22 protein-coding genes and 3 pseudogenes are annotated in these 24,484 nt (G+C 60.3%); 13 read left to right on the top strand and 12 right to left on the bottom strand.

Annotation, left to right across the window (positions count from 1 at the left end; translation table 11 throughout):
- Positions 1 to 3: 3 nt before the first annotated feature.
- From IVB26_RS03405 to IVB26_RS03390, 4 genes and pseudogenes are all read left to right on the top strand, one after another.
- The gene (locus IVB26_RS03405) at positions 4 to 1,137 is read left to right on the top strand and encodes a glycosyltransferase family 4 protein (RefSeq protein WP_247565320.1); all 1,134 of its coding nucleotides are present in this window, start codon (positions 4 to 6) and stop codon (positions 1,135 to 1,137) included.
- A 427-nt stretch (positions 1,138 to 1,564) separates the two neighbouring features.
- On the top strand, positions 1,565 to 3,202 hold the full coding sequence (gene groL, locus IVB26_RS03400; protein ID WP_247565323.1) for a chaperonin GroEL: 1,638 nt from the start codon (positions 1,565 to 1,567) through the stop codon (positions 3,200 to 3,202).
- A 539-nt stretch (positions 3,203 to 3,741) separates the two neighbouring features.
- Positions 3,742 to 4,240 (top strand): annotated as a pseudogene (greA, locus tag IVB26_RS03395) (transcription elongation factor GreA).
- A 131-nt stretch (positions 4,241 to 4,371) separates the two neighbouring features.
- Positions 4,372 to 4,629, top strand: coding sequence for a hypothetical protein (locus IVB26_RS03390; RefSeq protein ID WP_247565327.1), 258 nt, complete (start codon positions 4,372 to 4,374; stop codon positions 4,627 to 4,629).
- 211 nt (positions 4,630 to 4,840) lie between these two features.
- Here IVB26_RS03390 and IVB26_RS03385 read toward each other — a convergent pair.
- From IVB26_RS03385 to IVB26_RS03375, 3 genes and pseudogenes are all read right to left on the bottom strand, one after another.
- Positions 4,841 to 5,259: pseudogene (locus IVB26_RS03385) on the bottom strand (hypothetical protein).
- A gap of 16 nt (positions 5,260 to 5,275) precedes the next feature.
- A complete protein-coding gene (locus IVB26_RS03380; RefSeq protein ID WP_247565330.1) occupies positions 5,276 to 5,476 on the bottom strand; it encodes a hypothetical protein in 201 nt (66 codons plus the stop codon).
- A gap of 268 nt (positions 5,477 to 5,744) precedes the next feature.
- Complete coding sequence (locus IVB26_RS03375; RefSeq protein WP_247565333.1) at positions 5,745 to 6,170, bottom strand: cupin domain-containing protein; 426 nt, start codon at positions 6,168 to 6,170, stop codon at positions 5,745 to 5,747.
- Between the two features lie 936 nt (positions 6,171 to 7,106).
- Between IVB26_RS03375 and IVB26_RS03370 the strand changes: the two genes are divergently transcribed.
- Positions 7,107 to 7,370: a hypothetical protein gene (locus IVB26_RS03370; RefSeq protein WP_247970605.1), complete on the top strand. Its 264-nt coding sequence runs from the start codon at positions 7,107 to 7,109 to the stop codon at positions 7,368 to 7,370.
- A 110-nt stretch (positions 7,371 to 7,480) separates the two neighbouring features.
- On the opposite strand, the gene IVB26_RS03365 is transcribed toward IVB26_RS03370, so the two are convergent.
- Positions 7,481 to 7,684 carry a cold-shock protein gene (locus tag IVB26_RS03365; RefSeq protein ID WP_247453493.1) on the bottom strand — a complete coding sequence of 68 codons (204 nt, stop codon included), beginning with the start codon at positions 7,682 to 7,684 and terminating at the stop codon, positions 7,481 to 7,483.
- 721 nt (positions 7,685 to 8,405) lie between these two features.
- Between IVB26_RS03365 and IVB26_RS03360 the strand changes: the two genes are divergently transcribed.
- Positions 8,406 to 8,717, top strand: coding sequence for a hypothetical protein (locus IVB26_RS03360; protein WP_247565335.1), 312 nt, complete (start codon positions 8,406 to 8,408; stop codon positions 8,715 to 8,717).
- A gap of 265 nt (positions 8,718 to 8,982) precedes the next feature.
- On the opposite strand, the gene IVB26_RS03355 is transcribed toward IVB26_RS03360, so the two are convergent.
- From IVB26_RS03355 to IVB26_RS03340, 4 genes are all read right to left on the bottom strand, one after another.
- A complete protein-coding gene (locus tag IVB26_RS03355; protein WP_247970604.1) occupies positions 8,983 to 11,367 on the bottom strand; it encodes a hypothetical protein in 2,385 nt (794 codons plus the stop codon).
- A complete protein-coding gene (locus IVB26_RS03350; RefSeq protein WP_247973049.1) occupies positions 11,343 to 13,388 on the bottom strand; it encodes a DNA polymerase III subunit in 2,046 nt (681 codons plus the stop codon). Before IVB26_RS03350 ends, IVB26_RS03355 begins: the two co-directional genes overlap by 25 nt.
- Complete coding sequence (locus tag IVB26_RS03345; RefSeq protein WP_247565341.1) at positions 13,388 to 14,797, bottom strand: virulence-associated E family protein; 1,410 nt, start codon at positions 14,795 to 14,797, stop codon at positions 13,388 to 13,390. Before IVB26_RS03345 ends, IVB26_RS03350 begins: the two co-directional genes overlap by 1 nt.
- A gap of 173 nt (positions 14,798 to 14,970) precedes the next feature.
- Positions 14,971 to 15,531: a hypothetical protein gene (locus tag IVB26_RS03340; protein ID WP_247565343.1), complete on the bottom strand. Its 561-nt coding sequence runs from the start codon at positions 15,529 to 15,531 to the stop codon at positions 14,971 to 14,973.
- A gap of 762 nt (positions 15,532 to 16,293) precedes the next feature.
- Between IVB26_RS03340 and IVB26_RS03335 the strand changes: the two genes are divergently transcribed.
- The 3 genes from IVB26_RS03335 to IVB26_RS03325 all read left to right on the top strand — a co-directional run bounded on the left by IVB26_RS03335 (position 16,294) and on the right by IVB26_RS03325 (position 19,139).
- On the top strand, positions 16,294 to 17,481 hold the full coding sequence (locus IVB26_RS03335; protein ID WP_247970603.1) for a PGN_0703 family putative restriction endonuclease: 1,188 nt from the start codon (positions 16,294 to 16,296) through the stop codon (positions 17,479 to 17,481).
- A complete protein-coding gene (locus tag IVB26_RS03330) occupies positions 17,474 to 17,815 on the top strand; it encodes a DUF2958 domain-containing protein (RefSeq protein ID WP_247970602.1) in 342 nt (113 codons plus the stop codon). The genes IVB26_RS03335 and IVB26_RS03330 overlap by 8 nt, the downstream gene beginning before the upstream one ends.
- 631 nt (positions 17,816 to 18,446) lie before the next feature.
- A complete protein-coding gene (locus tag IVB26_RS03325; protein ID WP_247567519.1) occupies positions 18,447 to 19,139 on the top strand; it encodes a hypothetical protein in 693 nt (230 codons plus the stop codon).
- A gap of 121 nt (positions 19,140 to 19,260) precedes the next feature.
- On the opposite strand, the pseudogene IVB26_RS03320 reads toward IVB26_RS03325, so the two are convergent.
- Positions 19,261 to 19,374 (bottom strand): annotated as a pseudogene (locus IVB26_RS03320) (GMC oxidoreductase); the annotation flags it as partial.
- Between the two features lie 181 nt (positions 19,375 to 19,555).
- Here IVB26_RS03320 and IVB26_RS03315 point away from each other — a divergent pair.
- On the top strand, positions 19,556 to 20,437 hold the full coding sequence (locus IVB26_RS03315) for an ArdC family protein (protein ID WP_247567524.1): 882 nt from the start codon (positions 19,556 to 19,558) through the stop codon (positions 20,435 to 20,437).
- A gap of 15 nt (positions 20,438 to 20,452) precedes the next feature.
- Here the strand turns inward: IVB26_RS03315 and IVB26_RS42980 are convergent, their stop codons facing one another.
- Together IVB26_RS42980 and IVB26_RS03310 are read right to left on the bottom strand one after the other, a co-directional pair.
- On the bottom strand, positions 20,453 to 20,578 hold the full coding sequence (locus IVB26_RS42980) for a hypothetical protein (protein ID WP_256468916.1): 126 nt from the start codon (positions 20,576 to 20,578) through the stop codon (positions 20,453 to 20,455).
- 239 nt (positions 20,579 to 20,817) lie between these two features.
- Positions 20,818 to 21,054: a helix-turn-helix domain-containing protein gene (locus IVB26_RS03310; RefSeq protein ID WP_247567528.1), complete on the bottom strand. Its 237-nt coding sequence runs from the start codon at positions 21,052 to 21,054 to the stop codon at positions 20,818 to 20,820.
- A 130-nt stretch (positions 21,055 to 21,184) separates the two neighbouring features.
- On the opposite strand from IVB26_RS03310, the gene IVB26_RS03305 reads away from it, so the two are divergent.
- The 3 genes from IVB26_RS03305 to IVB26_RS03295 are packed head-to-tail and all read left to right on the top strand — an operon-like array spanning position 21,185 to position 22,512.
- The gene (locus IVB26_RS03305) at positions 21,185 to 21,358 is read left to right on the top strand and encodes a hypothetical protein (protein ID WP_247567532.1); all 174 of its coding nucleotides are present in this window, start codon (positions 21,185 to 21,187) and stop codon (positions 21,356 to 21,358) included.
- Between the two features lie 39 nt (positions 21,359 to 21,397).
- A complete protein-coding gene (locus IVB26_RS03300; protein ID WP_247567535.1) occupies positions 21,398 to 21,769 on the top strand; it encodes a DUF4870 family protein in 372 nt (123 codons plus the stop codon).
- A 53-nt stretch (positions 21,770 to 21,822) separates the two neighbouring features.
- Positions 21,823 to 22,512, top strand: a complete 690-nt coding sequence (locus tag IVB26_RS03295; protein ID WP_247970601.1) for a metallophosphoesterase family protein — start codon at positions 21,823 to 21,825, stop codon at positions 22,510 to 22,512.
- A 135-nt stretch (positions 22,513 to 22,647) separates the two neighbouring features.
- Here IVB26_RS03295 and IVB26_RS03290 read toward each other — a convergent pair whose 3' ends face one another.
- On the bottom strand, positions 22,648 to 24,483 hold the full coding sequence (locus IVB26_RS03290; RefSeq protein ID WP_247970600.1) for a hypothetical protein: 1,836 nt from the start codon (positions 24,481 to 24,483) through the stop codon (positions 22,648 to 22,650).
- Between the last annotated feature and the right edge of the window lies 1 nt (position 24,484).

Below are 24,484 nucleotides of genomic sequence, written 5' to 3'. Positions count from 1 at the left end.
GAGATGAGGATTGCGCAGATTGCACCACTGTTTGAAAGCGTCCCACCGCGACTTTATGGCGGCACGGAGCGGGTCGTCCATTACCTCACCGAGGAGCTCGTCAAGCAAGGACACCAGGTCACTTTATTTGCGAGCGGAGATTCTATCACGTCCGCCGAGCTGGTCCCGTGCACGCCGAGAGCCTTGCGGCTCGACCCTGATGTCCGGGATTCGGTCCCTCACCAGATGCTGCAGCTCGACAAAGTTCGCGAGCGCGCCGACGATTTCGACGTCCTCCACTTCCATACCGACTATCTGCACTTCCCCTTATTCCGAGCAGAAGCCGGCCGCACGTTGACCACCCTGCACGGCCGCCAGGACCTAGCCGACCACCTGCCGTTCTACGCGCACTTCGCCAAGATGCCGCTCGTCTCCATTTCAGATGCGCAACGCGCGCCACTCCCCCGCGCAAACTTCGTGGCGACGGTCTATCATGGCCTGCCGCTTGACCTTCACACGCCGACTTTCGCTCCCCGAGGTTGCTATCTGGCATTTCTCGGCCGGATTTCTCCGGAGAAAGGACCCGACCGCGCGATCGCCATTGCGCGCGCGGCGGGGATACCGCTGAAGATCGCAGCGAAAGTCGACAAGGCCGACGAAGCCTATTTCCGGGAAGTCGTCGCGCCGATGCTGAATGGACCGGGAGTGGAATTTATCGGTGAGATTAACGAGAGCGAGAAGACTGAATTCCTCGGCCAGGCCGCTGCGCTGCTCTTTCCTATCGACTGGCCTGAGCCGTTCGGGCTGGTCCTGATCGAAGCGATGGCCTGCGGCACACCGGTACTCGCCTTCCGACGCGGCTCGGTTCCGGAGATCGTCGAAGATCGGCATACGGGGCGGGTTGTCTCGACCATGGAGGAGGCTGTGCAGGCGATCCCGGACGTACTGGCCCTGGACCGACGAAGCGTTCGCGCCCGGTTTGAGGAGCGCTTTTCCGCTTCGCGGATGGCCACCGATTATCTGAGGCTCTACCAGAAGATGGCCCGCACGCGTGCAGGCCCGGAAGGCGGGTTCTCGGCGCTCGCCGCGCGCTCGCTCTCGATCGCCGAGCCTGTCGGGCGTGTGACGGCGCCCCGACCGCGGTCCGAGGCGAATTGAGGATCGTCCATTCACCAGGCGCCGCCTGCCCCAGGTCTGCAGTCGCTCATTTTGCCGCGCACATTCCAAGCGCAAGAAGATTAGCCGGTAGATGAAAGACAGCGCACGTCCGTGGCATGCAAACCGGTCAGCCCCGCGCGGCCAAGGTGCGGCGGGCGTCGGCGCTCAGACGCGTGAAGCCAAAGCGCTCGTGACGTCGTCGACCAACTCAGGGCTTTGCCGCAGATTTTTGCTGGGCATCACATGTGATCGATGGCGATGTCTCAGCGCTTCCCAGACCTCGGACAGTAGCCGGCACTTGAAACTCGCAACTACTATCCTAGTTCGTTTGAGGCGAGATGACCAGGCGCTGCTTCCTTCGGTAAGTCCTGTCCGGAAGACGGCGCACAGGCGTGCCGTACGGCTCACAATTCTTCGGGAGGACGATATGAGCGCGAAGGAAGTCCGATTCTCAACCGACGCCCGCGAAAAGATGCTCCGAGGCGTTGATGTTCTTGCCAACGCGGTCAAGGTGACACTGGGACCAAAGGGCCGAAATGTCGTGCTCGAAAAGAGTTTCGGGGCTCCCCGCATCACTAAGGACGGCGTCACGGTGGCAAAGGAAATCGAGCTTGAAGACAAGTTCGAGAACATGGGCGCGCAGATGGTCCGCGAGGTCGCATCGAAGACATCCGACCAAGCCGGCGACGGCACCACGACGGCAACAGTGCTGGCGCAGGCAGTCGTGCGGGAAGGCGCCAAAGCCGTCGCGGCGGGCATGAACCCGATGGATCTCAAGCGTGGGATTGATCTGGCAGTTGATAGGATCGTTGAGGAACTGCAGAAGAATGCGAAGAAGCTGACCTCAAACGATGAAATCGCACAGGTCGCGACGATCTCGGCCAACGGAGACCGGGAGATCGGACAGTTTCTTGCAGATGCCATGAAAAAGGTGGGCAACGACGGTGTCATCACGGTGGAGGAGGCCAAATCGCTCGAGACCGAGCTTGAGGTCGTCGAAGGCATGCAGTTCGACCGCGGCTATATCTCCCCTTATTTCGTGACCAATACGGAGAAGATGCGGGTCGAGTTGGACGATCCCTATATCCTTGTCCACGAGAAGAAGCTCTCAAGCCTACAACCCATGCTGCCACTGCTCGAGGCGGTCGTCCAAAGCGGAAAGCCGCTGCTGATCATAGCGGAAGACGTGGAGGGCGAAGCTCTTGCTACCCTTGTTGTGAACAAGCTGCGCGCCGGACTAAAGATCGTAGCTGTCAAAGCACCAGGCTTTGGCGATCGCCGCAAGGCCATGTTGCAGGACATTGCCATCCTGACCGGGGGCAATTTCATCAGCGAGGATCTTGGCACCAAGCTCGAAAAAGTCCAACTCAACATGCTCGGGCGCGCCAAGAAGGTCGCGATCGACAAGGACAATACCACGATCGTCAGCGGCTCGGGTAAGAAGTCGGAAATCGAGGCGCGCGTCAGACAGATCAGGACGGAGATCGAGGACACTACCTCAGACTATGATCGCGAAAAGCTACAGGAGCGGTTGGCCAAGCTTGCCGGCGGAGTAGCCGTGATACGTGTTGGAGGCGCGACCGAAGTCGAGGTGAAGGAACGCAAGGACCGCGTTGACGACGCCATGCATGCAACGCGTGCCGCGGTCGAGGAAGGGATCCTTCCAGGCGGCGGAGTGGCGCTGCTCCGCGCCGCAGCCGCGCTGGAGAAGCTCAAGGCGGCAAATGACGATCAGCGGCATGGGATCGAGATCGTCAAACGAGCAGTCGCTTGGCCGGCGCGACAAATTGCAGAAAATGCGGGCGAAGAGGCTTCACTCATCATCGGACAGGTCCTCGAGAACAAGGATTATGCTTGGGGCTTCGACGCCCAGACAGGGGAATACGGCAATCTGTTTGCGAAAGGCATCATCGATCCGACCAAGGTCGTTCGATCAGCACTGCAGGATGCAGCTTCGATCGCCGCCCTGTTGATCACGACGGAAGCCATGGTGGCGGAGGCGCCGAAGAAGACAGACGGTGCTGGCCAGAGCGCTCCTACTGGCGCAGCAGACATGGCTCCTTGAGCCGAAAACGAGCCGCCCAGTGCAGGGCTGTTGCAGCTTTCGCGCCCACGTCACGGTCACGAGCATGGTTACGGAAACAATATTGGGAGTTGTCCTTGCCAACCTTCTCGGCACGGCCGCGTCGCTGCCGTTCTTGGCCGGATATGACCTATTCTTGCAATCGTACCGAACGGGGCCTTCCCGCAGACCCGGTGTCTTTTGCAGCACGCAGTAGCTCGGCGTCAGCGGCCCATGCCGTGAAGTATGCGCAGGTGGTCGGCTGCAGAGCCTGCTCGCGCGTACACCAGTCCATAGGTTCTTGCATTCGCAACCCAGATTCATGATGCGCGCTCTACCCAGTCGCGGCTGACTTAGGCCGCTCCGAAGGCGCCAAGGCCGAAAAGGCCGTGCCGTTCCTGATCACCTGCCGTGGAATGGGTCCGTTCTGAAGGACGTCTTAGGAACGGATAGCTGGCCGCCCGATTGTTCCGTGGCTGCGATTACCGAGATGGTGCCGCCAACACCCAGAATTCGCATGCGGCCGGATCAGGCATTACGTCATGAATGACGACCTCGACAAGCCAGTTCAGAAACTGCCAATGACAAGGCATGGCTACGGTCCTTCGACAAGAACTGGGGCACCTTGTTCAGGTGGAGCGTCCCCGCATTGCCGAACGCATCCGGGAGGCGATCGCGGACGATGCGAATCTGGCTGAGAATGCAGAGTATCAGGCCGCTAAATCAGAGCAGGACGTCAACGAGGCCCGTATTGCGGAAGTACAGAACAAGCTCGCTCGGGCTGAAGTGATCGACATTTCGGAACTCTCGGGCGATATGGTCAGGTTTGGTGCCACCGTGACGGTCGTGGACGAGGACACCGGGGATGAACGGCGGTGGCAGATCGTTGGTGAACCCGAGGCCGACGCCGCACGGGGTAAGATCTCCATTTTTTCGCCGCTTGCTCGCGCGCTCATCGGAAAGACGAAAGATACAACCGTGGAGGTTCTGACGCCTGGCGCGGCGAAGGCCTACAGGATCACCAGCGTGGAATGGCGCTGAGCTGAGTGCCGAGGCTCGTTCGCCCGGGCGCTGATGCCCCAAGGCGAGGCTTTGTCGCTGGAGGGCAACCTGGTCCCGCGGTCGCCGCCGATCGCGGTCACCACTTCAGCAAACCGCCTCAGGATCGCATCGTGCTGGTGGAAGGCCATGGCGTCGAAGGCGACGCCCACGCCGGCGCGCACGTCCTGCAGCGCTATCTCGCTCGTCGCCAACCGCGCTTACCCAAGCTCCGGCAGGTTCACCTGATCCCATCCGAGCTCTTCGCGTCCGTCCTCGAAGCTCGCTTCGAGGTCGCAGCGGGGGACCTGGGCGAGAACATCACCACCGCAGGCTGGACCTCGAGCGAACGCCGCTCGGGGCCGTTATCGAGCTCGGACCCACAGCGATGATCGAGCTGACCGGCCTCCGAACGCCGTGTCCTGATCGACCGCTTCCGAGCAGGTCGAAACGGCAGGTGCTCTCGTCGGCGGAAATCGGCGCTCCATTCTAATGTGGGGTGCTGGGACCGGTGGGGCCGGCGGTGCGGTCGCGGCCGGCGACATTGCGCAAATCCGGCTCCCGTCGTCTTCATTTCGCGCGTTGCCACCTCTGTAGGACACCTCAAGACGCGTTGGCCCTCGCGCGTTCGCGCGCCTCGCGACGACGTTCGCGGCGTTCGCGCCGCCGCTTGGCGCGGTCGGCGGGCTGCCGCAGGGGAGGAACCTGCGTCGGAGCGACTGTCGCAGTAGCATCCTCGACCAACGGCGCCCGGATCGGCTCGGGCGCAGCGGTTCGGGCCTCCATGAACTCGATCACTGCCCGTCCCTTGGACGTGATCCTCCAGCCACCGCTAATGCGTTCGACCAGCGCTTGGGAAAAGATGTTGAGATCCGGACTCGGGCGGCGAGGCGGCTGGTCCGGTCGGCCCATTCGCGACCACTGGTCGCCAAGATGGCCATGTCGCGCTTGAGGTCCTCCATGACCGCAAAGCCATCTGGATAGCTCACCAGGATCTTGAGGACCGTCACTTGGAAGTTCATGCCCGCCTCCGCGCGATCAGCGCCACATCGTGGGCGCGTCGGAGAGAGCTTCGCGTCCGATTTGCTTGAGTTGGTCCCGAGATGTGTCTCCCCTGGTCACGGTTTCCAGAATTTTCGAGGCCACATGGGTACGGGTGCCGGTCCCGGCCCGGGAAACGCTTTCGCAGACCTCGTCCAGCACCGCGCGCAAAAGCGCGAACATAGCAGGATCGAACATGGGAGAACCCACAAGAATCAACGCATGACGTGGAAATCAAGAGTGCTGCAAAATCTAGCGAATTCTACCTCCTCGCGAAGGCTTGGCAATGGGGAGAGTGCCTCTGGCAGCACTCTCATGCTGATTGACGCTCAGGCATCCGCCCAAATTGCCGCGCGGCAGCGCCCCCCTTTTCGACCACTACGACGAGAGCGGTGAGCGCGCCTCGCCCTTGTGCTATGGCGAACCCGTCGGCCAGCTGAGTCGACGGCTCGCGCCGCACTCATCCTCAGGATTGCATCACTGGAACCAGCCCGTAGCGCAGCATCGTTTCCTTCATTTTGGCCGGATCAGGCGTGCCGGCCGATAGCAGGGCCGCCATGTCCTTGAAGTATTGTGGGCCGAGTACGCCGGGGCTGAGGATGCACAGGCAGGTCGCCGGTCGAGGCGAACGGTTGATAAAGCCGTGCACCACGCCCCGCTTGATGAAGAGGCTTTCGCCCGGCGCCACGTCGATGTCCTTTGCGTCGATCCGCCAGGTCGAGATGCCGCTGAGTCCATAGATCGTCTCGTCCCAGCGATCGTGATAGTGGGGAATTGGCATGCGAGCGTTCGGCTGTAGCGTCATCTCAAACAGATCGAGGCTGCCGGCGCTGTCATCCTTGCTCTGTAGGAACATCAGCTGCAGCGCGCCAAGGTTAATGATCTCAGGCATGGCGAACTCATCCAGTCGTGTGGAGCGCAATATTAGCGCACGATGAAAGGAAGCCAAGACGGAAGAATCCAAACTGCCGAACATGGAGCAGGCGCCCATTGAGCGGCATCAGGCTACTGCTTCAGCCGCCGGCGGTTCGGCGTTGCCTTACAAGCAATAGCCGGATCGCGCGCCGATCTGCGGAACGGCAGCTGCCGGCGCTCCAGCGGGTGGGCCGTTCGACCTTGTTCGTAGTAGCTCGAGACGAGCATCTGTTGATCTTCACCCGCGCGACGCACCACGACGGCGCTGGCGCAGCGCGCGGTCGACAGCGATGACGATATCTCGGCCGCGCTGCAGGAGTTCATCGCCGCCCTGTAGCGGCCTTGCGAGCTTTACATCAAAGCGCTTGGTGACCTTTGGCGCCGCGTGACATTCCGAGGGGGCAAGCCGCGACCCTAACGGGGCGAAGCCACTCGCAAAACTGTTGATCTTTGGGACGCCGCACATGCTCCTCAGGGTGTCGGGTTCGCACCGAACAACTATTCCCAGCGATCACTCGGTTTCGTTCGCGCTGCAATCGCCGTTTCGATTTCCTGAACCATCTCTCGCACCCGTTCGGCGAGCCTTTCGAACAGGGCTCGCGTCTGCCTATCGGGGGCAGTTCTCGCCAACCGAGCACAATAGCCTGCCTCCTCTCGAAACTTCTCAAGTTGAGCATTGAGTTCTTCCATTGGCGCCGTTCTACTCCCCGCACCTTCCAAGAGCTGTTTAACGGCGACTTACCGGCCGGACACCTGGGAAATTTCCCAAGGTCTCAGCGCCTACAAATGGCGGTTGCGCTCCCGGGGGAGAAAGGGGGTTCAGCGAGGCGGGAGCTTAGAGCTTCTCAGCGCGAGCTTCGCAAATGAGGGCTGGAGCCTTGCGCGCCCCCAGAGCGGCTTTGTCAGCCGTGATTTGCCTGATCAAGTCCGCAATCCCGTCCAACATAAGCTGGTCGGTGATGTTAAAGCCGCGACTGACGCCCTCGCGATTCGCGGCGAGGACCTGCGCCAGCTGCCTATGACCATGCGCAAGACCAAGCTGGCCGAACTGCTGCGCGCCCCGGCGGATGGCATGTTTATCGCTCCGTTCGAGGCCGACGCGGTCGGACCGGAGTTCCGCCGCCTGCCGCGTTGGGCTTCAGGCTCTGGTCTCGAAGTCGCGCGGCCGCCGCTATAGTGCCTGCAACATCGAAGGACTGGATCAAGGTGAAGAAACCGGACGCATCCGAGGGTGATGGACGCCGGGCTGTATAGTAAGGTTCTCCAGCGTAAACCGGTTGGGCTAGATCACCCGACCCTTAGATTTTCAGCCGATGTTTTGCCTTTGTTGCTCATTTCTTCGTAACTGACCTTAGCACCCTCATTGAGGCTGCTCAGGCCTGCCTTCTCGACGGCTGAGATATGGACAAATACGTCCTTGCCGCCATTGTCAGGTTGGATGAATCCATAGCCTTTTGTCGGGTTAAACCACTTCACAATACCGGTCGCCACGTCCGCCTCCTGCTTGAACAATGAACCGAGCTTAAATCGAGCACGCACGTCACGGCAAGAAAAACCGTCAGCTAGAACCGGCGGGGTTGCCGCTCCGTCAAGATGCTAGCCCTGATGAACCTGATTTGGCGACAGCTTGCCTACACAATGCTGATCGGTATTTACTCTAGGCTCGTCCGCCATTGAGGTTAAAGGCGGCTTTCGGGAGGCCACTGCGCAAAGAGATCGCGATAGCGCTCTGGTCCTGGCAGCTGCTGCCTGCGTAGTCGCATTCAGCAAGGCAGCTTGGTTGCGCGTCAGTAGAGGAGAGGAAGACCCGCGAGCGTGAACCTCGCCAGAAAGGTCGCCGTCCCGGGCCGCTTACTGTCATCTCGCTTCGGCTTGTCCCACAACAGTTTGCTGCAGCCGGAGCACCGAAAGTTAGCAATCGCTCCGTCCGTCCAACCAACTTGCGTCCATAAAGACCATAGCCTTGTTGCACGCTGCACGGATCGGCAGCTGCTTGGTTTCTTGTTTCGCCATTCGCTCAGCGCCAGAGTTCTATCGCTCTGGAAGCTCAGGGTGCCCAGATATTCGGACCTTTTGCAGAAGAAGTGCCTTCGCCGATCTGCTCCGGAGAACGGCGGAGCATCTCTGGTTTCATTTGGCTTGCGTCGTTAACATGGCCTGTGCACTGCTATTGCGCGTGCACTGAAAGACTGTTGCGATTTAGGGAGCCGTTGTGGGTTGGATCACGAATTTGCTCCGCCGGCCGGATGTCGGCCTGCGGCCTCGGAACGGCGCACAGGTAGACTTAGAACCGCTATCCGAGCGCGGCGGCCGATGGCTGAAGCACAACCTGTTTCGCTTCCCGGGCGCGGTGTGGTCTCGCAAGCGCGCTTGCGTGGAGCTGGCAGAGGGCGACGTGATCGCACTGCATCTCGTGGTCGAGCGGTTGAAAGAGGCCGGGGTTCGGGTGCGGTTCTACGGGCGGCTTCGGCGCTGGGACGGCACGTCGCCGGTCTGGACGTTGCTGGCACGCGGGAAGCAATGATCCGGCGGCTGTCGAAACCACGCCGGCACTGCGCGACGTTGCAGCGGCTCTTTGACATTTTCTACCTAATCAATAAGGCAGGTTTTAGCTCGTCCTGCTCTGCCCAATGCTGCTGTTAGAATGCCCTCAAACGTTTCGCAGTGTCACTTCATCTAGCTTGTTGTCGCGTTCATGAGGCGCGAGGGCCAGTCTCGCCTGCGTCCGCGCGCTACGCCCTCGCTTCGGCGGCGAGCTTCATCGCCACCACTTGACCGGAAGAAGCGCGTTAATCGTGGGTCCGGCCCTGGCGGCGGATAATGGTGCGCGCTTCCAATCCGATATCCAGGAATCCGAGCGCATCAACAGTTTCCGCACCGCCCCAATGTTGCGCTAGCGCGGCCCACAGGTCGCCGAACGCGCGCCCACTTTCCTTGGCGCGAATATCCAGCAGCGTTGCAAGTTCGCCTATCGGATCATTTTCAAGATGCAAGAGCGCGGCATTTTGGACCATTCCACTCAAGTGAACGCGACGGATCTCGGGTACGATGGATCGCAGTCGGCTGACCGCTTCCGACACGCTCCATCCGCTCGGCAGCGCCATTCGACCGTCTTCAACATTGTCCGGCGATAGCAAGGTACGCCAATAGGAGATTGCTACTTCGGTCCAATCCAGCCTTAGCGCCCGACGAACATCATCGACCGTGGCGGCCTGCGCAGCAAGAACGGTGGCGCATGCCTCGTTTAGTCTTCGCGGCAAGCCAGACGCCGAACCAATGATGAGATCGATCACCCGCTCGTCCGCCCTCGCTCCATTCACCCCGAAGAATCGCTTCGCAAGCTGGCGCGCATCACAGACGTCCAAGGGCGCGAGGCGATAGACGTCGGACCGCGACTGCCCCGTAACGCTCATCTGCTCCGGGCTTGTGACGGTGAAGATGAAGCGTGTGATTTCGGAACGCGTCTCCAGTGTCTTCAAACACATGTCGACCACGCGGGGAGCCTTGTCAGGGTTCGCGATCAAGATCGGTCTATGGCGCGCGAACGAAGCATGTCGGATGTCTCTCAGAAGCCGTCCCTGCACGTAATCGGCGGCATGAGCCCCGCCAGCATCGAACTCGATGAAGTCCAACGTGCCGCTACCCTCGAATTCCGTGCACGATGAGCAGCTTCCACAAGGCAGCTCATTGCCGAGGTCCTCGCACATAAGGCCTTTGGCGTAGAGACGACCGAGCGTCCTCTTCCCGACGCCCTCTGGACCGCACAAAATGATTGGGGTGCCGTTTTCGACTTGACGGAGACGTCGGCGCAAGCCATCGACCGCCACTTTGTGACCGATCACCCCCGCGAAACAAGTCGGCCGCTTCTCAGGTGCTGGTTGCTCTGGATCCGTTCGTTCACTGCGCTTCCTGTGCTCGGCCGCATCGACTTCAGGCTCGTCGGCCAGGAGCAATCGCAAACGCGAGATCCATCGCGGCTCGCCTGGCGTCGTATCCGCTAGCACTCGCGCGAGCACACTTACCAAGACGCCCTGCACGGTCTGTGGCTCCTCGCCCTCCAATCGAACGATCTTGATGACTTGCTCGAGCGGCGACCATAACCCGGACACCGGATCGGCCGCATTGGCTCGTGTGAATCGTCGGATGAAGTCTCGACACAATTGGTCGACCTCGACAAAGCTCGCGTCTGCAACGGGCTTTTTAGCCGTTGCCGATCCAACCTCCGATAGGCGGGGCGTCCAAGCTAGAAGAATAGCCGCCCATAACACCACACCGGTCGCCACCTGATCGCGGTACCCTGAACCATTTTGTGGGGGGCCTTCCGTGCCGCGGGCACGCCCAGGAAATGCACTGCCCGCCATCGCGAATAGATTTTGCGTGAGCCTTCCCAGCTCATCAGCCAACTCATGGCCGCTTCGACCGCTCGGAAACCGAGCGGCCAGCCCATGGAGCAAGTCTGATAACGCGCCCGGATCATTCTGCCGGACAAAACTACGTAGTGGCCGCAGCAGCTCGTTGCGGGCTCCGCGCGGATCGGCCACGGTACCTTCGTTCGAGTAGGCGCCGGTGGTCGGGTCGACATGCAACAAGACCACTCTGTCCAACTCTTGCCTGAAGCTGGGAAGGTCTGGGCAATTCCCATCGGCGACGAGTCGCTCGAAGTAGTCGCGGAAGGGCCTTTGACCCAGCAGGCCTTCAGCGAAGACGGGCGCGTCGTGACGCACGAGATAGCTTAGGATGGAGTCCAAGCTGGCGCTTGAGACAATAGGCTCTTCCACGACGAGACACGCGCGGCTTGCGGACGGCCATGATGCCCGTTTGAACAAGCCGTGGCTTTCCGGGATGAGCACGGCCAGAGCACGATCTTGGTCTGCCAAGGCCGCCAAGGCGTCGTCGAGCTCCGAAGGTTTTGCTCGCCCGGCTGGCCAGTCGCATTGGACAAAGCTTGGGAACAATCCACCGCCTACGCTCAGGTAGGGCAATTCGGCCGGCGTGCACGGGACCAACTCGCCAGTACGCTCCGCAATCGCCCGCAGTGCCTTTTTGAACCTGCCGCGCAGCAGGCCGCTTCGGTAGCGATAGACGAGCGGCCGCGAAAGATTGATGGGAGGATTCAACAAGAACTCGACGTCGAGCACGGGGCCGCCTCTCACCGTGTCCACCAGCCGCGCCATCGTCGCGGCCGGCCCTCCGGTCCGTGGCTCCAGCTCGCCTCGAGGTTTGCGATCTCATTCCGGCGCCTGTCCACATCCACCCACAATCGCTCAATGTCAGACAGTTTACGTCGGCGCTCCGCGATCTCTCGTTGCCGATCAAGATGTTCGTTTCGCTCCCACCCCTTACGGATCCAAGGCCATGCCCGTGCGTCGAACGCAGACAGAAACTCCATGCCGTTTGCCCGGGCGTTCTCGATCGACAGCGAGCTCAAGGCGCCGGAGAATTCCAATATTGGGTGTCGTATCGGCCCGGTTTGCCGCCGGATGTGCGTTGGAACCCGAAGATCATCGAGGAGTCGTCTGGCATCGCCGAACGCTCCTTCTCCATCTTGGGCCGCCGCGCAAAGCATCAGCACGCAATTCCAATGGAATCTCATGGCGCGCGCGTCGGGCGCACCCTGGCGCGCCTCGAGGCGCACCAGGGCGTTCTCTCCGCTATTTGACTGAAGGTCGTCGCACCAGCCAATCAGCGCCTCCTTGGCCGCCAGCGCATCGACGAGCGCCGGAACGTGCGCAACGACGCGCCCAAGCACGCCGCCGGCGTCGCGCTCATGGGTCGCGATGCTCGCAATCGGAGCGCCCGCCAATCCCCAGGTCGCGCTCAGTTGCTCGCGAAACTGCTCGATCGCCGCGACGGCGCCGGCCTCCGACGAGCGCGCTCGCCACGATGGGTAGATCGTGAATGCCGCGTTCAAGGTCTGACCGTCGTGCTGAATGAAGAATGACGCCCTGTTGACGATCTCCCGAACGTGTTCTGGTCCAAGATATTGATCACCAGAGCAGGCAAGCTCGATCTCGGCTGCCGGTGCAGGGATGACGGTCTGAACAGGCGCCCTCGTGGAGACGCGCCGTGATCGGGCGCCTGGCGCGATGACGGGCTCCACTGCTTCCTGCTGCAGCCGCCGATTTACGAGGTCCTCGAAAAGACAGAGTTGGAGGCGCGCGGCTTCGTCATCTGTGGCACGCGATCGAGACCAGAAGTCCAGCATCATGTTCCAATACGGGATCAACTCGCTTGGTCTATCGACGTCGAGCCGCGAGCAGAATGCTGTAATGATCGTGGCTCGGTCGTTGGTGAGCGTGTCGAGCAACGCATCGATGACGATCTTCCGACCAAGCAATTCATTGTAGTAGATCGAGGTCAGGAGCGTCTGCACCCCCTGAATCTTCGAGCTCAGCCGCTCTCGCCAGTGTCCCATCGCGGCGATTTGACCGATCGCATCTCCTCGACCAAGGGCCAGGAAATAATCTATCAACGACTCGGCGTCGTGGATCGCGAACAGCGACTTCACGGCTTCGACCGTTACACCCCGGCCGAGGCCTGCTACCTGACCCAAGCCATTGAGCAAGTCACGGGGATGGCCTTGCTTCACGCAAGCAAGGAGCAGCAATGCATCTCGGTCGTAGGAAATGCCCTCGCGTTCTGCTATCGATTCCAGGAAGTCAACCCCATCTGGAACGCTCAGAGGACGCACCTCCAACGGCAGCGTTCGCGACCTCAAAGTCGGCTTGAGTTCCCAGGGCTCGGTGGTCGCGAAGGCAAACAGGACGCCAGCTCGCGGCTCCTCGACATCCTTGAGCAGGCTATCGACGGCGGTGGGTTTCAGGGCATGAGCTTCGTCGAGAAACAGGATCTTCCACTTGGCGCCGGTCGGCTCGCGATTATGTAGATCGACCCAGGCGCGTATCGCATCCTTGTCGCCGCCGCTGCCGGGCACGTCGTACTCGACGAGGCAATCTCCGCTCGCACCGCGGCAAGATGGGCATCGCTCGCAAGGCGATCCATCCTCGGTCAATTGCTCGCAGTTCAGCGCCCGGGCAAAGATTCTGATCAGGGTCGTCTTCCCCGACCCGTAGGATCCTGTCAGCATCAAATGACTGCCGCGCCGGGCTTTGGCGAGGGCCGAGAGCTGCTTGACCACCGCGTCCTGGCCCCAAACGTCCTCGAACCGGCAAGGCCGATACTTGTCCGCAAGCATCACGGTTGAGGCTCCAGCCGGGCGTCCTCCCCGGCGGATGCGGCCGGCGGGACTGACGAAGCTGACGAACATGATGAAGCTGGCACAGCTGACGGAGCTGACTCGGTTAATGCCGGTGGGCCCCGTCGGGCAGGCCCGCTCTGGGCGGCAGCACCAGATGATGGCCGAGACTTCAATCGGTATACCGCGCCGGTCTCGATCTTGATTTTGTCGCTGAACGGCATCTCGGGCCGCATGCAGCAGCGCTCCATGTCCTTGGCAAATTTCTGAGCCGAGATCTCGATGCCTGTCTGCGCCATGAACAGGTCGCGCAAGCCCTGCGCCCGGACACCGTGACGGGTCGTGATATTCCTGACCGCCTCGGAGTCGAGATCGAGGTCGGTGACCCAACCGATCACTCCGGTCGGCTTGGCCTCGGCATGCTCGTGGCGAAGTAGTTCCTCGCGGAACGGCAGCAGCGGACTCGACGCGAATGCATCGACCGACCGCCAGAGCAGCTGGTAATCGACGGCATTGACGGTGTCCCACACAGAGGCGTCCCCGCCCTTGAACGTGGCTCCGTTACGAAATGGGAGCATGGCAAAGCGGCGATGGCCGGTCTCATCCTCGACCAGTTCCTGGACCATCTGATTTGATGTTCCTATGGGGACGCAGGCTTGTCGGATGGGATCCGACGCGGACGTGCCGAGCCGGCGTCGGCGAAGCCGGTCAGAGGTCAGCACAGCCTTCAACGCCGGCACCATGGAGGCGGGAATCCGCTCCATGTCATCTAAGAAGATGACCGGAAATCTGAAGATATCGCCGCTTCGGCGGTCTGCCAGATCGGTGAAGAGCGCCGAGTCGGTGGCGAGCTCGCGGAGCGGTGCGAGAAATTTCTTAACGAACACGGTTTTGCCGGTGCCTTGCGTGGTGCTGAAGATGATCGGCATGCAATGATGCACGACAGGGCGGCGGAGCTGCTTCTGTTTCACGCTCCAACAGAAGTGCTGGAGAATGGCGATCGCCAAGTCGGGGTTCATGCCGAACAGGCTGGCCAAGCGACGCCATTGCGCGCGAGCTTGCTCGGCTTCGCTTGACGAGCAGGTGTCAAACAAAGGCCGAAGCACGGACTGGTAACGCTGATGTTTCTCCGAGCGCAGGACCTGTCGCATCGCCGCGCCGAGATCTCCTCGCTTGAGCGGGCTGCCGACATGACGGGCATGCAGGGCAATCTCGTCCAGCAGGTCGGACACGGTGGGCGGGTCGACGGCGAGAACGGCGTCAATGGCGTCGGGCGTGATCGCCTGGAGGGGACGGCCCCGCAGAAAGAGAGTACCGTCGAACAGGACCTCGATATCGCGCGCGTTCATGTAGTCACGAACAAAGTCCGAGGCGTCGCTGTGGAGGAGATCGTCAAGCGGCGCGCGCAAAGGCAGCCCGCCTGATCGAGCCGGGTGAGTTGCGCCAGGGCCAAGTTCCGCCGCCGGCCCTATCGACGAGGCCGAGATCGGCGTGCTCGCCGGAGCATTTTCTGGATTGGGATGCATGTGAGGAGGGTTGCCGCCGCAATCGTTGCGGCGGCGCTTCTGGTGCGTGGGAATCGTTAAATCATGCCGGAGGCGCGAAGCAGCTGAGCATTTGGCCCTTTGCCAGACGCCGCGCGGCGAAAAAGAGCTCGAGCGCGAGCGCTTGGACACAGCCACGAGCGCCGCAAAATCTCGGCAAGCACTTCGGTGTCGTCGATTTCCTCGTACTGAGACAGCTCCGAGTCCTCCTCGAAATCTGCCTGATCATCAGAGCCACCGAGATCTACGTCGGCATCATCATCATCGGCGGCGGCCACCCAGAAGGTCGACGTCAAGTGGCCGGGCAGAATCTCGACCTCGCCACTATCGGACATAATGACGTCGACAGCTCCGACGCCGGCCACCGGATCGGCAAGGGATTGCGCGCCACCATGGAGCTGTGAAGGCGAGCCCAATTTAGCCACAACTCGCGTACCGGTTGCGCTGCCTCCATGAATGGAACTTGGAGCCGTGTTCGTGCCGCCGACTGCCCTCTCTTGGAGAGCTTGTCCGGGCGTGGCCTCCAGGCGATCTCGATCAGTTAGATCGGATTCCTGCAAGGCGTTGATAGTATTAAAGAATGAGTCGAAGTCGGCCATAACGGCTCCTGTGATAGGGGCCTTGGCGCGCTCCTGCGCTGTTCGCCCTTACAATATAGGGGATTCCGACCCCCAAAATTGGAATCTCGCGGTTCCATCACGAGATTGTGATTGTCGGCATGAGGTGAGGGGGCCCAGCCGAGTGGAAGCTCGCTGGCTCAAATTGGCTTCAATCAACTCACGATTGCGCTCTTGAGCACAGCTTGCAGGTACTATGCGGGGCGACTTGGCCTCAAGATCGTGGGCTATCCTGCACAGTGGCGGAGCCGCAAACGGCCACAACACAACACCTCAAATTTCGTCCAGCTGCGACCTCGCCGGCTTTCTGCCCATCCGACAAATCGCGCAGCGACCAATGAAATGATCTGCGGTGTTCATTTATATCGCCCATCGCCCATCCTGCCTGCCCTGCACCTGCCTTCCTTCCCCTTCCCCTTCCCCTTCCCCTTCCCTTCCCCCTCCCCCTTCCCCTTCCCCTTCCCCTTCCTGGGACATGAGAAGGACCGAGGAAGATGATGGAGGACGGTTGCGTCGCCGACGTTACATTAGATTGTTCGGTAGCTCGGCGCCGGCCTGAATCGGCACTGCCACTGCTCAGGGAAGTCACTTGCAAAAAGTGCAGTCGACTCCTGCTGCTTCTTGTGAATTGGCGAATACACTTCGTTCCAGCTGCCGATTATCGCCACTCTCCTGGTTAACTTCGCTCACTGAGCCGCGAATCTCTCTTGCGCAAATCGTGCGCCCAAAAAGAGAGAGACGACCTTGAACACATCCAATTCGGTTCAAACAGGGCCGGAGCAATCAGCCCGCACGTTTACTCAAATTTCCCGAACGCCGTTCATCAGTGATGCCGTCGCCAAGCATTACGACTCGCACTGCTCGATAGATTCGCGATTCCGCCGGGCAGCAAGAATCTTGCAGATCCTGTGGATGCGCGACCAGGGCATTCCGAACGCTGCTGTCGAAGAGCGCGGCGCCCACCTCGGCTCCTATCTCCGAGCTGACGCGGCCGAATCCGGGCGGAACTTCATCTCTCCCCAAATTCATCTCCTAGCGCTGCGCGAGTTTCTTCTGCTTCGCGAGGACGATGCCGCGGTCGACGAGGATCGCCTGATGACCAACACTTTGACTTCAATGTGCCTCGTGGCGAATGCGTTCGGTCCATTAGCACTGGACACGAAGCTGGCGACGGCCGTCTTCCGCCAGATGTTGCCCGAATTCGTCCATTCCGTCGAACGGATTGCCTTCGAACACTCCCCCGGCCGGCGCGATGACCGCTTTCTTGCGGACCGTTCCGCGTTCGACGTCGCCGTTCATATTACAACGCCTGACGGCGAAGCAGGCATCGTTTACGTGGAGGTCAAATATTCCGAGGAGATGGCCGGACCGGTGGCAAGATGGCGCGACCGCTATGACCAAGCGCTAAAGGAGGTCCGTCTCTACAAGACCCCCGAAAGCGTCATCCTCCGGTCGCCCCCGATCGAACAATTGATGCGCGAACACATGCTCGCCCAGCTTTCTGTCGACCACGGCATCACGCCACGAGCAATGTTCATCGGCATTGCGCCGCGTCTCAATCGGCGCGCTGACGCCGCCTTCCGCGTCTACGCAAACGAACTCGCCCCCATCGACCATGACGATTCAACACGGGTTCGTTTCCAGCACTTCACCCTAGAGAAGTTGATCGACGCCATCGACGTGGCGGGCGACCGCGAAACGGCGGACCAGCTTTGGAAACGCTACTGCGACTTCCAGCGCGTCTATGAAGCCGCACTCGCGGTCATTGCACCAAAGGCGCAGTGCAGCGAGCCACCGTGTTCTTTAACGAATACGCGCGCTGCCGATGCCAACAGCAAGACGAGGACTCGCAAACCGAGCCCCCGCACCCGACGCACTCAACCCAACGGCCAGGCCGCTGTCTCCGACCCTGCGGAGACCTCAGATGGTTGAGATAGATCTGCTCACCCTCGAAGATCGGGTTCGACTCTTGGTCAACGCCTTGGCCGGCGAACGGGATCATTTTCCGGTCGTCAAGCTGTTCACGCCAGATGCGGGCGCGACTTGGCTAATCACGGAGTGTGACCTGGACGAACCGGATCGCCTGTTTGGCCTCTGCGATCTTGGTCTCAATTGTCCCGAACTCGGATTCGTCCACCTATCGGAAATCAAGGAAGTAAGGGGTGGCCTTGGTCTTCCCGTAGAACGCGACTTTCATTTCAATGCGGAGAAGCCCATTTCGGCTTACGCCGCTGAAACCCGAGCTAAAGGCCGCATCGTTGCCTGAGTAACGGAAGCAGTGCAGTCATCAGTGGGGCCACGAGCCCCACTGTCAGCCCGCCTTCATCAATTTCTACGAATGTGCCAGTTGCGGGACAGCGTGGGAAGACGCCTGGTCATGCCGTTGCGACGACGAGTGTCCGGACTGCCGCGCCGATACGTCGCCAATCGGCTCTCAAGAGGTCGCAGCTTGCGCATGTGATTACCTCGGGCACTAAGACGGAGTTCGACTTCGGCAAAGGTGTCCTCGCTAGCTCCCCAGTCGCATTCGAACTCCTTTTGCGCGGCAAACGAACAGAGGCGATCAATCGCTCCGCCAATGGCGCAAAAAAATGGCGCAGCGGTCTCGTGACAAGCGACTATATTTTTTGCCCCCACCCACTCACCTCCGCCCTCCCTGCCCTGCCCTGCCCTGCCCTGCCCTGCCCTGCCCTGCCCTGCCCTTCCCCTACCCTTCCCTCTGCCTAGGTTGGAAGGTTAAGCAAGCCTCCGCTTCTGAGCGTCGCATACGGCGGCATCCGAACAAGAAGAGATCGGCCGCGGTAACTCGCCGCTGTCTCATTGAACGGCCGCCTCATGGCAACATCTCGATGCCTTCCTCGAATCCCGGCGAGAACAAGCTAGCTGCCACGGGACCCATGACGGACCGAAAGATCAACAATCCACGTTCATGGAATGGGAAGGCACTGGCCGGCGACTGGCTGGTGACGCTCAAGGTCGACGGGGTCCGGGCGATCTGGCACGACGAGCATGGCTGGATGAGCAGAGCCAATAAGCCCCTGCACAACATCCCCCCGTGGCGAGATGGCCAATCTCGCGACTGCGAGGTCTTCGTCAACAACTTCCGCGACACGATCAGAGCGACCCGCACCAGGTGCCTCAACCAAGACACGCCGTCGATTACCTGGGAGAACCTTTACGGCCTCGATCTCCCCGACCCACGCCTGCGTTGGGGCAGCCTGACCAATCCCACTCCCGCCGACATCATCGCCCAGCTTCACCGCGCCAACAAACTCGACCACGAGGGCTTGGTCCTTCGTCGGGGCGACCAGTGGATCAAAGTGAAGCCGGAGGAGACGCACGACATTTCCATCACCGGATACGCAGAAGGGAGGGGCAAGCATCACGGCCGCTTGGGCTTCGTCACAACGACCAGGGGTGCCGTTGGCGCCGGTTTCACAGATGCCGAGCGCGAAATCCTTTGGGCAGAAGCCAACGCTGGAAGATTGGTCGGCCAAGTGATCGAGGTGAGCTGCATGCAATTCACACCGAACGGTCAGTTCCGCCATCCAGTCTTCGTCCGCATGCGTCCTGACAAACCTTTTGTTTAAGAGATTGATCGACCGAACTGCTCAACTCCAACACGGCTATGAAGCAGGCAATGCCGGACGCCCCCGCTCGCTCATCCCATGCGATCGAAGACGCTCCGGTCTTGAGGATCTCCGCCAGGCGTTATCCGATGATCACGCAGGGCGCCTGGGTGTTGCCGGTCGTGATCGTCGCCAGCGAGGCATCGGCGACGCGCTGGCTTTTCACGCCATAGACCCGCAGCTGCACGTCCACGATCTAACATTTTCTCGATGACCTTTTCGACCCAGATCTTTCTCAGCACCCCTGTCGACGCGCGAGACGGGGGCTCGGCCATGGGGGCTGGGGTAATATGTGAAACCATAGAAAGAAGCCTTGCCCAACGCTCCATGACATGCGGCCGATCGGGGTCGCATCAGCCATATCAGCGAGGCGAGCTATGAAACGTGATCTCTATGCGGAGATATCAACGCGCATTGTCGCAGAGTTAGAAGCCGGCGCCGCCCCTTGGATTAAGCCGTGGTCGGCGACGCCCGGCGCGAACACGCCCTGCAACGCCGTAACCAACCGGCCTTATTCAGGATGCAATGTCGTTCTGCTGTGGATGGCACAAGCGGCCGGCTATCGCACGCCGCGCTTTCTGACATTCAACCAGACGATGGAGCTAGGCGGCAACGTGCGTAGGGGCGCGCATGGCACGAAGGTCTATTTCGTGAAGCAACTCCAAGTTCACGACAAGGGATCGGACCACAACTCTGCAAAGCGCTTGGTCCCGATGATGCGTGAATATACGGTTTTCAATGTCGACCAATGCGAAAACCTTCCCGATAGCATCAATACAGGAAAGCCGATGCGGACTCGCAATCCTGACGCCCGCGACGAGCTCGCCGACGCATTCTTGCACTCAATTGGCGCCGACATCCGCGAAGGACACGGTGAAGCTTTCTATGTGCCGAGCCGCGATTTTATCTCGATGCCCGCATTCGAGGCTTTCAAGGGCGCCGATCACTTTTACAACGTGGCATTCCACGAATTGACGCATTGGACGGCACACAAGTCGCGTCTCGATCGAGATTTGAAGAACCGCTTCGGCTCACGCAATTACGCGGCCGAGGAACTGATCGCCGAGTTGTGCTCGGCGTTCCTGTGTGCGGAATTTGGCTTTGACGGGGACCTACGGAGCGCGGGGTACATCGGCTCTTGGATTGAGATTTTGAAGGCTGACAAACGCGCGTTCTTCACAGCCTGCAGCCAAGCATCCAAGGCTGCGGACTACCTTCGCGGCCTGGCCCTTGCCGAGCCTTCGGAAAGGGCGGGGTGATGGTACCCTCTGCCCCTACATCCCAGCCCAGCGCACGCGCTTGGCGATCTTCAGGCTGCTCATCAAGCACGAGCCGGTCCGCATCACCGCCGGCGTGATCGCCGATACCATCGGTGCGCCGCACAAAACGCCCTCCACCATCTGGCCCATCTTGGTCCGGGCGGGCCTGCTACGTAGCGTCCGCAAGGGCGCACCATCATCTACCGCTCGAACGTTGACACGCCCACCACCGTTCAGACTTTTGTGCGAATCTTTCCCAGAGGGCGACGAGGGTACCGGCACGTGAAGGACTCGAAAGCGTGACGTCTCCCGACTCGCAAGGTGCGAAGATCAAAGAGCCCCGGGCTCTTGGGTTTGACTGGACGAGAAGCAGGCCGCCGTTAACGCTTCGAAAGTTTCCGCACCACCTCGGCGGGATCGAAACCAATGATGCGCCCCAGTTCGATTAGCTCCACCACGTCGATGCGACGCTGACCAGACTCAAAATGCGTCACCCAGGATTGGTAAACTCCCAGTTTTTTCGCCAGGTCAACCTGGCGTAGCCCAGCCCCTTTCCTCAGCTCGACCAGCATGGCCGCGAGCTTCTTCTGAATCGGCGACGTGACCGTCTTAGGCATCCAGCCTCCCGGAGGGGACTAGAGACATAAACCGACTTTTCAGATACCTATAAAATCGGTATTGAAAGACGCAACTGACCGAAGCCTTGGCTGAATCCCAGCCGTCCAAGCTTACATCTTGAGGAACCGAATGAACAATCTAATGGGAGATTGGTGGCCCTGGTGCCTACTGGTCGGAGGCGGCGTATTGCTCTGGGTGCTTGACTACGGCGCGCAAGACCGGACCCCGATCATCCTCCTGGCCGCGCTCGTCACCGCGGCGGGCGGCTGTCTCGTCTTGGCCGAGCGACAGAAGCGCAAATAAAGCCAACAATCGCCTGCATCACAAATCAGAGCCGCCAGCATGACTATTTCCGTCGCACTTCCCATCCAAGACCCGACGCCAACCAACGAGCGAGGCTACGCTTTGGCTGTTTATGGTTTCTACGCGCTAGGCTTCTTCACCGTCATCACAACTGTCATCGGCCTGATCATCGCCCACGTAAAATCGACCACCGCAAGCGAGCTGTGGCGCAGCCATTTCCAGTTCCAGATCCGCACATTCTGGATTGGACTGCTGTACTTCATCGTCGGCTTCGCCCTCCTCTATTTCTTTATCGGCGCCTTCATCATATTGTGGTGGACGATCTGGACTCTCATCCGCATCATCAAGGGCGCAATCCTGCTCCACGATCAGCGCCCGATTGCCACGCCAACGTCATGGCTATTCGGATAGTTGTGATGGCGGTCTAGCAGCATTAGACGCCTTGCCTAACACATCGACACTTCATGCCGTCAGGTTCGGATTTGAGCAAGACTTACGCGATCGGCGACGTTCACGGCTGCCTGGACCAACTGCAGCGCCTAGTTGAGCTCTGCGAGCAGGACGCGGGCGAAGGACAGTCTAAGCTCGTCTTCCTGGGCGACTATATCGATCGAGGGCCCGATAGCCGCGGCGTCATTGAGTTTCTGATGGATCTTCAGAAATGGTCGCCGGACGAAATCATATGCCTGCGCGGCAATCACGAGGATTTGCTGCTCGCGGCGCTAGAGGGCCAAGATGCGGAACAAAGTTGGCTATTGAACGGAGGATATGCAACGCTTCGCAGTTATGGAGCTGCCTGCGCAACCGACATTCCGATGCCACACATTGCCTGGTTACGTTCGCTGCCGTTGTTTCATGATGACCGCAAACGGTTCTTCGTTCATGCCGGCGTGCATCCTGACCGTCCGCTAGACCAGCAACGAACGCGCGATCTCCTGTGGATTAAAGAACCATTCCTCTCGAGCGAGAAAGTTCTGGGCCGCTTCATTGTGCACGGGCACACTCCGCTGAAAAGCGGCAGGCCCGAAGTTCGAATTAACCGGGTCAATATTGATACGGGCGCAGTTTTTGGGCGCACCTTGACTTCAGCTGTGTTCGACAGCCGAGGCGCGCCACCAAGCCGCTTTCTCTCCGTAGACCCAAATGCAACTTAGCTCCGTGTCCAGGGACCTGGCCGATTTAGCCAGTGGCGACTGTTCTTCGACGCCGCGGCGCTCCGTCGAAACAGCCTCCGACGGACAGTGCGCCTACCGACAAACGAACCAAAAATGTGACACCCGCATATCTCACTAAGGGATAAACCCGACGCGGTCATCAGGCCCAGCCTCCTGCCCTCCGAACCACTCATATTTCAATCCAGATGCGAGCTCAGGCGGCGGCTCCTTGTTGTCAACGACCACAACCTGAAGACCCGGGGGCAGCGAGGCAAGGCTAGCCCAGAACGCCGTTTCTATGCCGGGATCGATACCGGGCTCCTTGGGCTGGCCCTTCTTGTAAGTGGTCAGGGGGGAGTCGAGGACGACAAAGCCGGGATGGGGCTTGTGGTTCTTGCGGCAATAGCGCAGCAGTCCGATGACGAAGGCTGCATAGAGGATCGCCCGAACGCCTTTGCCATGGGATTGTCGGGGCTGGCCGTCGACCTCGATGTCATAGGCCTTCTCGTCGAAGACAACCCTGCCTGTGTCCTTCCACGACCATTCCCTTAGGACGGCCTCGATCTCATCGCACAAGGCTCTGAGGGGTGCCGCGCCCAGCCCGGCCCACTTCTTCGAGGAGGTGCCCGCAGAAGCAGCCGAATTCTCCAGCTCCAGGCGCAGGGCGCGCAACTCTTTCGCTTTCTCGCGATCGAGCTTGGCGCCCTCCAGCTCGAGGCGACGCTGGATCATGGTTTCCAGCCGGGACTTGCTTTCCCTCAGCGTCGGTAGCAGATGCTCGGTGAGCCGCGTCTCGATCTGTTCGAGCCGGGCCTGCGCCTTTTCTCTGTCCTCGCTGCGGTCAGAGCGTCGCTGTTGAAGATCTTTGACGGCCTCTCCAAGGTCGGCGCGGTGGCCAATGATCTTCGCCGCTTCCGCCCGTGCGGAACTGTAGACCGGCTGCGCCGCCACACTGTCGCTCTGCCAATGCTGGTGTGGCCCATCCATAGCCTGATCGCAAAGCGGGCAGCGCACTTCCTGAAGGCTGCCGAAATAATGGGCCCCTTCGGAAATGAAATCGAGCCGGTCGAGGTCCGATCCGTAGCGGTCGTCGAGGAGTCGATACCGAACCGACAGTTCGTTGATGGCCACAAGCTGGCTCTCGGCACGATGCAAATTATCAACAACTTCCCGCCGCTCATTCATCAGCTGGGCTCGCTCTGTGCTATTTTCATCAATCACCGCTGAGATCTGCTCTATGGCAGCGTCCGTGAGCTCTATCGATCCCTCCTCGTCCTGACCGTCCGAAAACCGGCTGAGCCGCGCATCGATGGGCGCAAGAAGATCATCGAGCAGGGAAATCTTGGCCGCGGACCGGGCGGATGCGATTTCTTTTTTCTCGTCGGCGATGACGGCCTCATCGTCCTTTCCGGTGAGCAGGTAGGAGAGCATCCTCTTTCGTGCCGTCGTGTCGAATCCCACCGTGCCTATAACCGGCGACCGCTCGGCGATGATCGTTATTTCATCGACTAGAAATACTGGGACCAGCGTTCGGATCGTGAGCCGCTGCTTCTTGCCCTGCTTGTTCTTCCGGAGCTGGGCCTCCTGGATCCCGGCGAAAGGCAGCAGCACGGAGGTGACGTCCAGAAGCTTGCTTGTGCCTTTCCGCATCCATTTGATGACTATCCCGTCGTCGCTGATCTTTTCAATGGGGGCGTGATGCACCTCTATGTCCCCGCCGGCGAGCGCGCGTACGAGCGTCAGAAACTCTCCCTGGTCGTTTTCCAGTTCGACGAGAACGCGCTCATAGGGACCTGCTTCCTTGATGACTTTCGTCATCACCTCGGCGCCGAAGACGTAGTCGATGCAACGAAGCATATAGCTCTTGCCGGTGTCGGAATCTCCAGCGACCACGTTGCCCGCCGCAGCGAAAGTCATGATCGCGTCAGCCGCGCCGCGACCGGTCAGACGAAGTTGACGGAGCTGCATCATG

Source organism: Bradyrhizobium sp. 195 (assembly GCF_023101665.1).
GTDB lineage: Bacteria > Pseudomonadota > Alphaproteobacteria > Rhizobiales > Xanthobacteraceae > Bradyrhizobium.
Note: the sequence above shows the minus strand (reverse complement) of the source record. Positions and strands in the feature narration are given on the sequence as shown.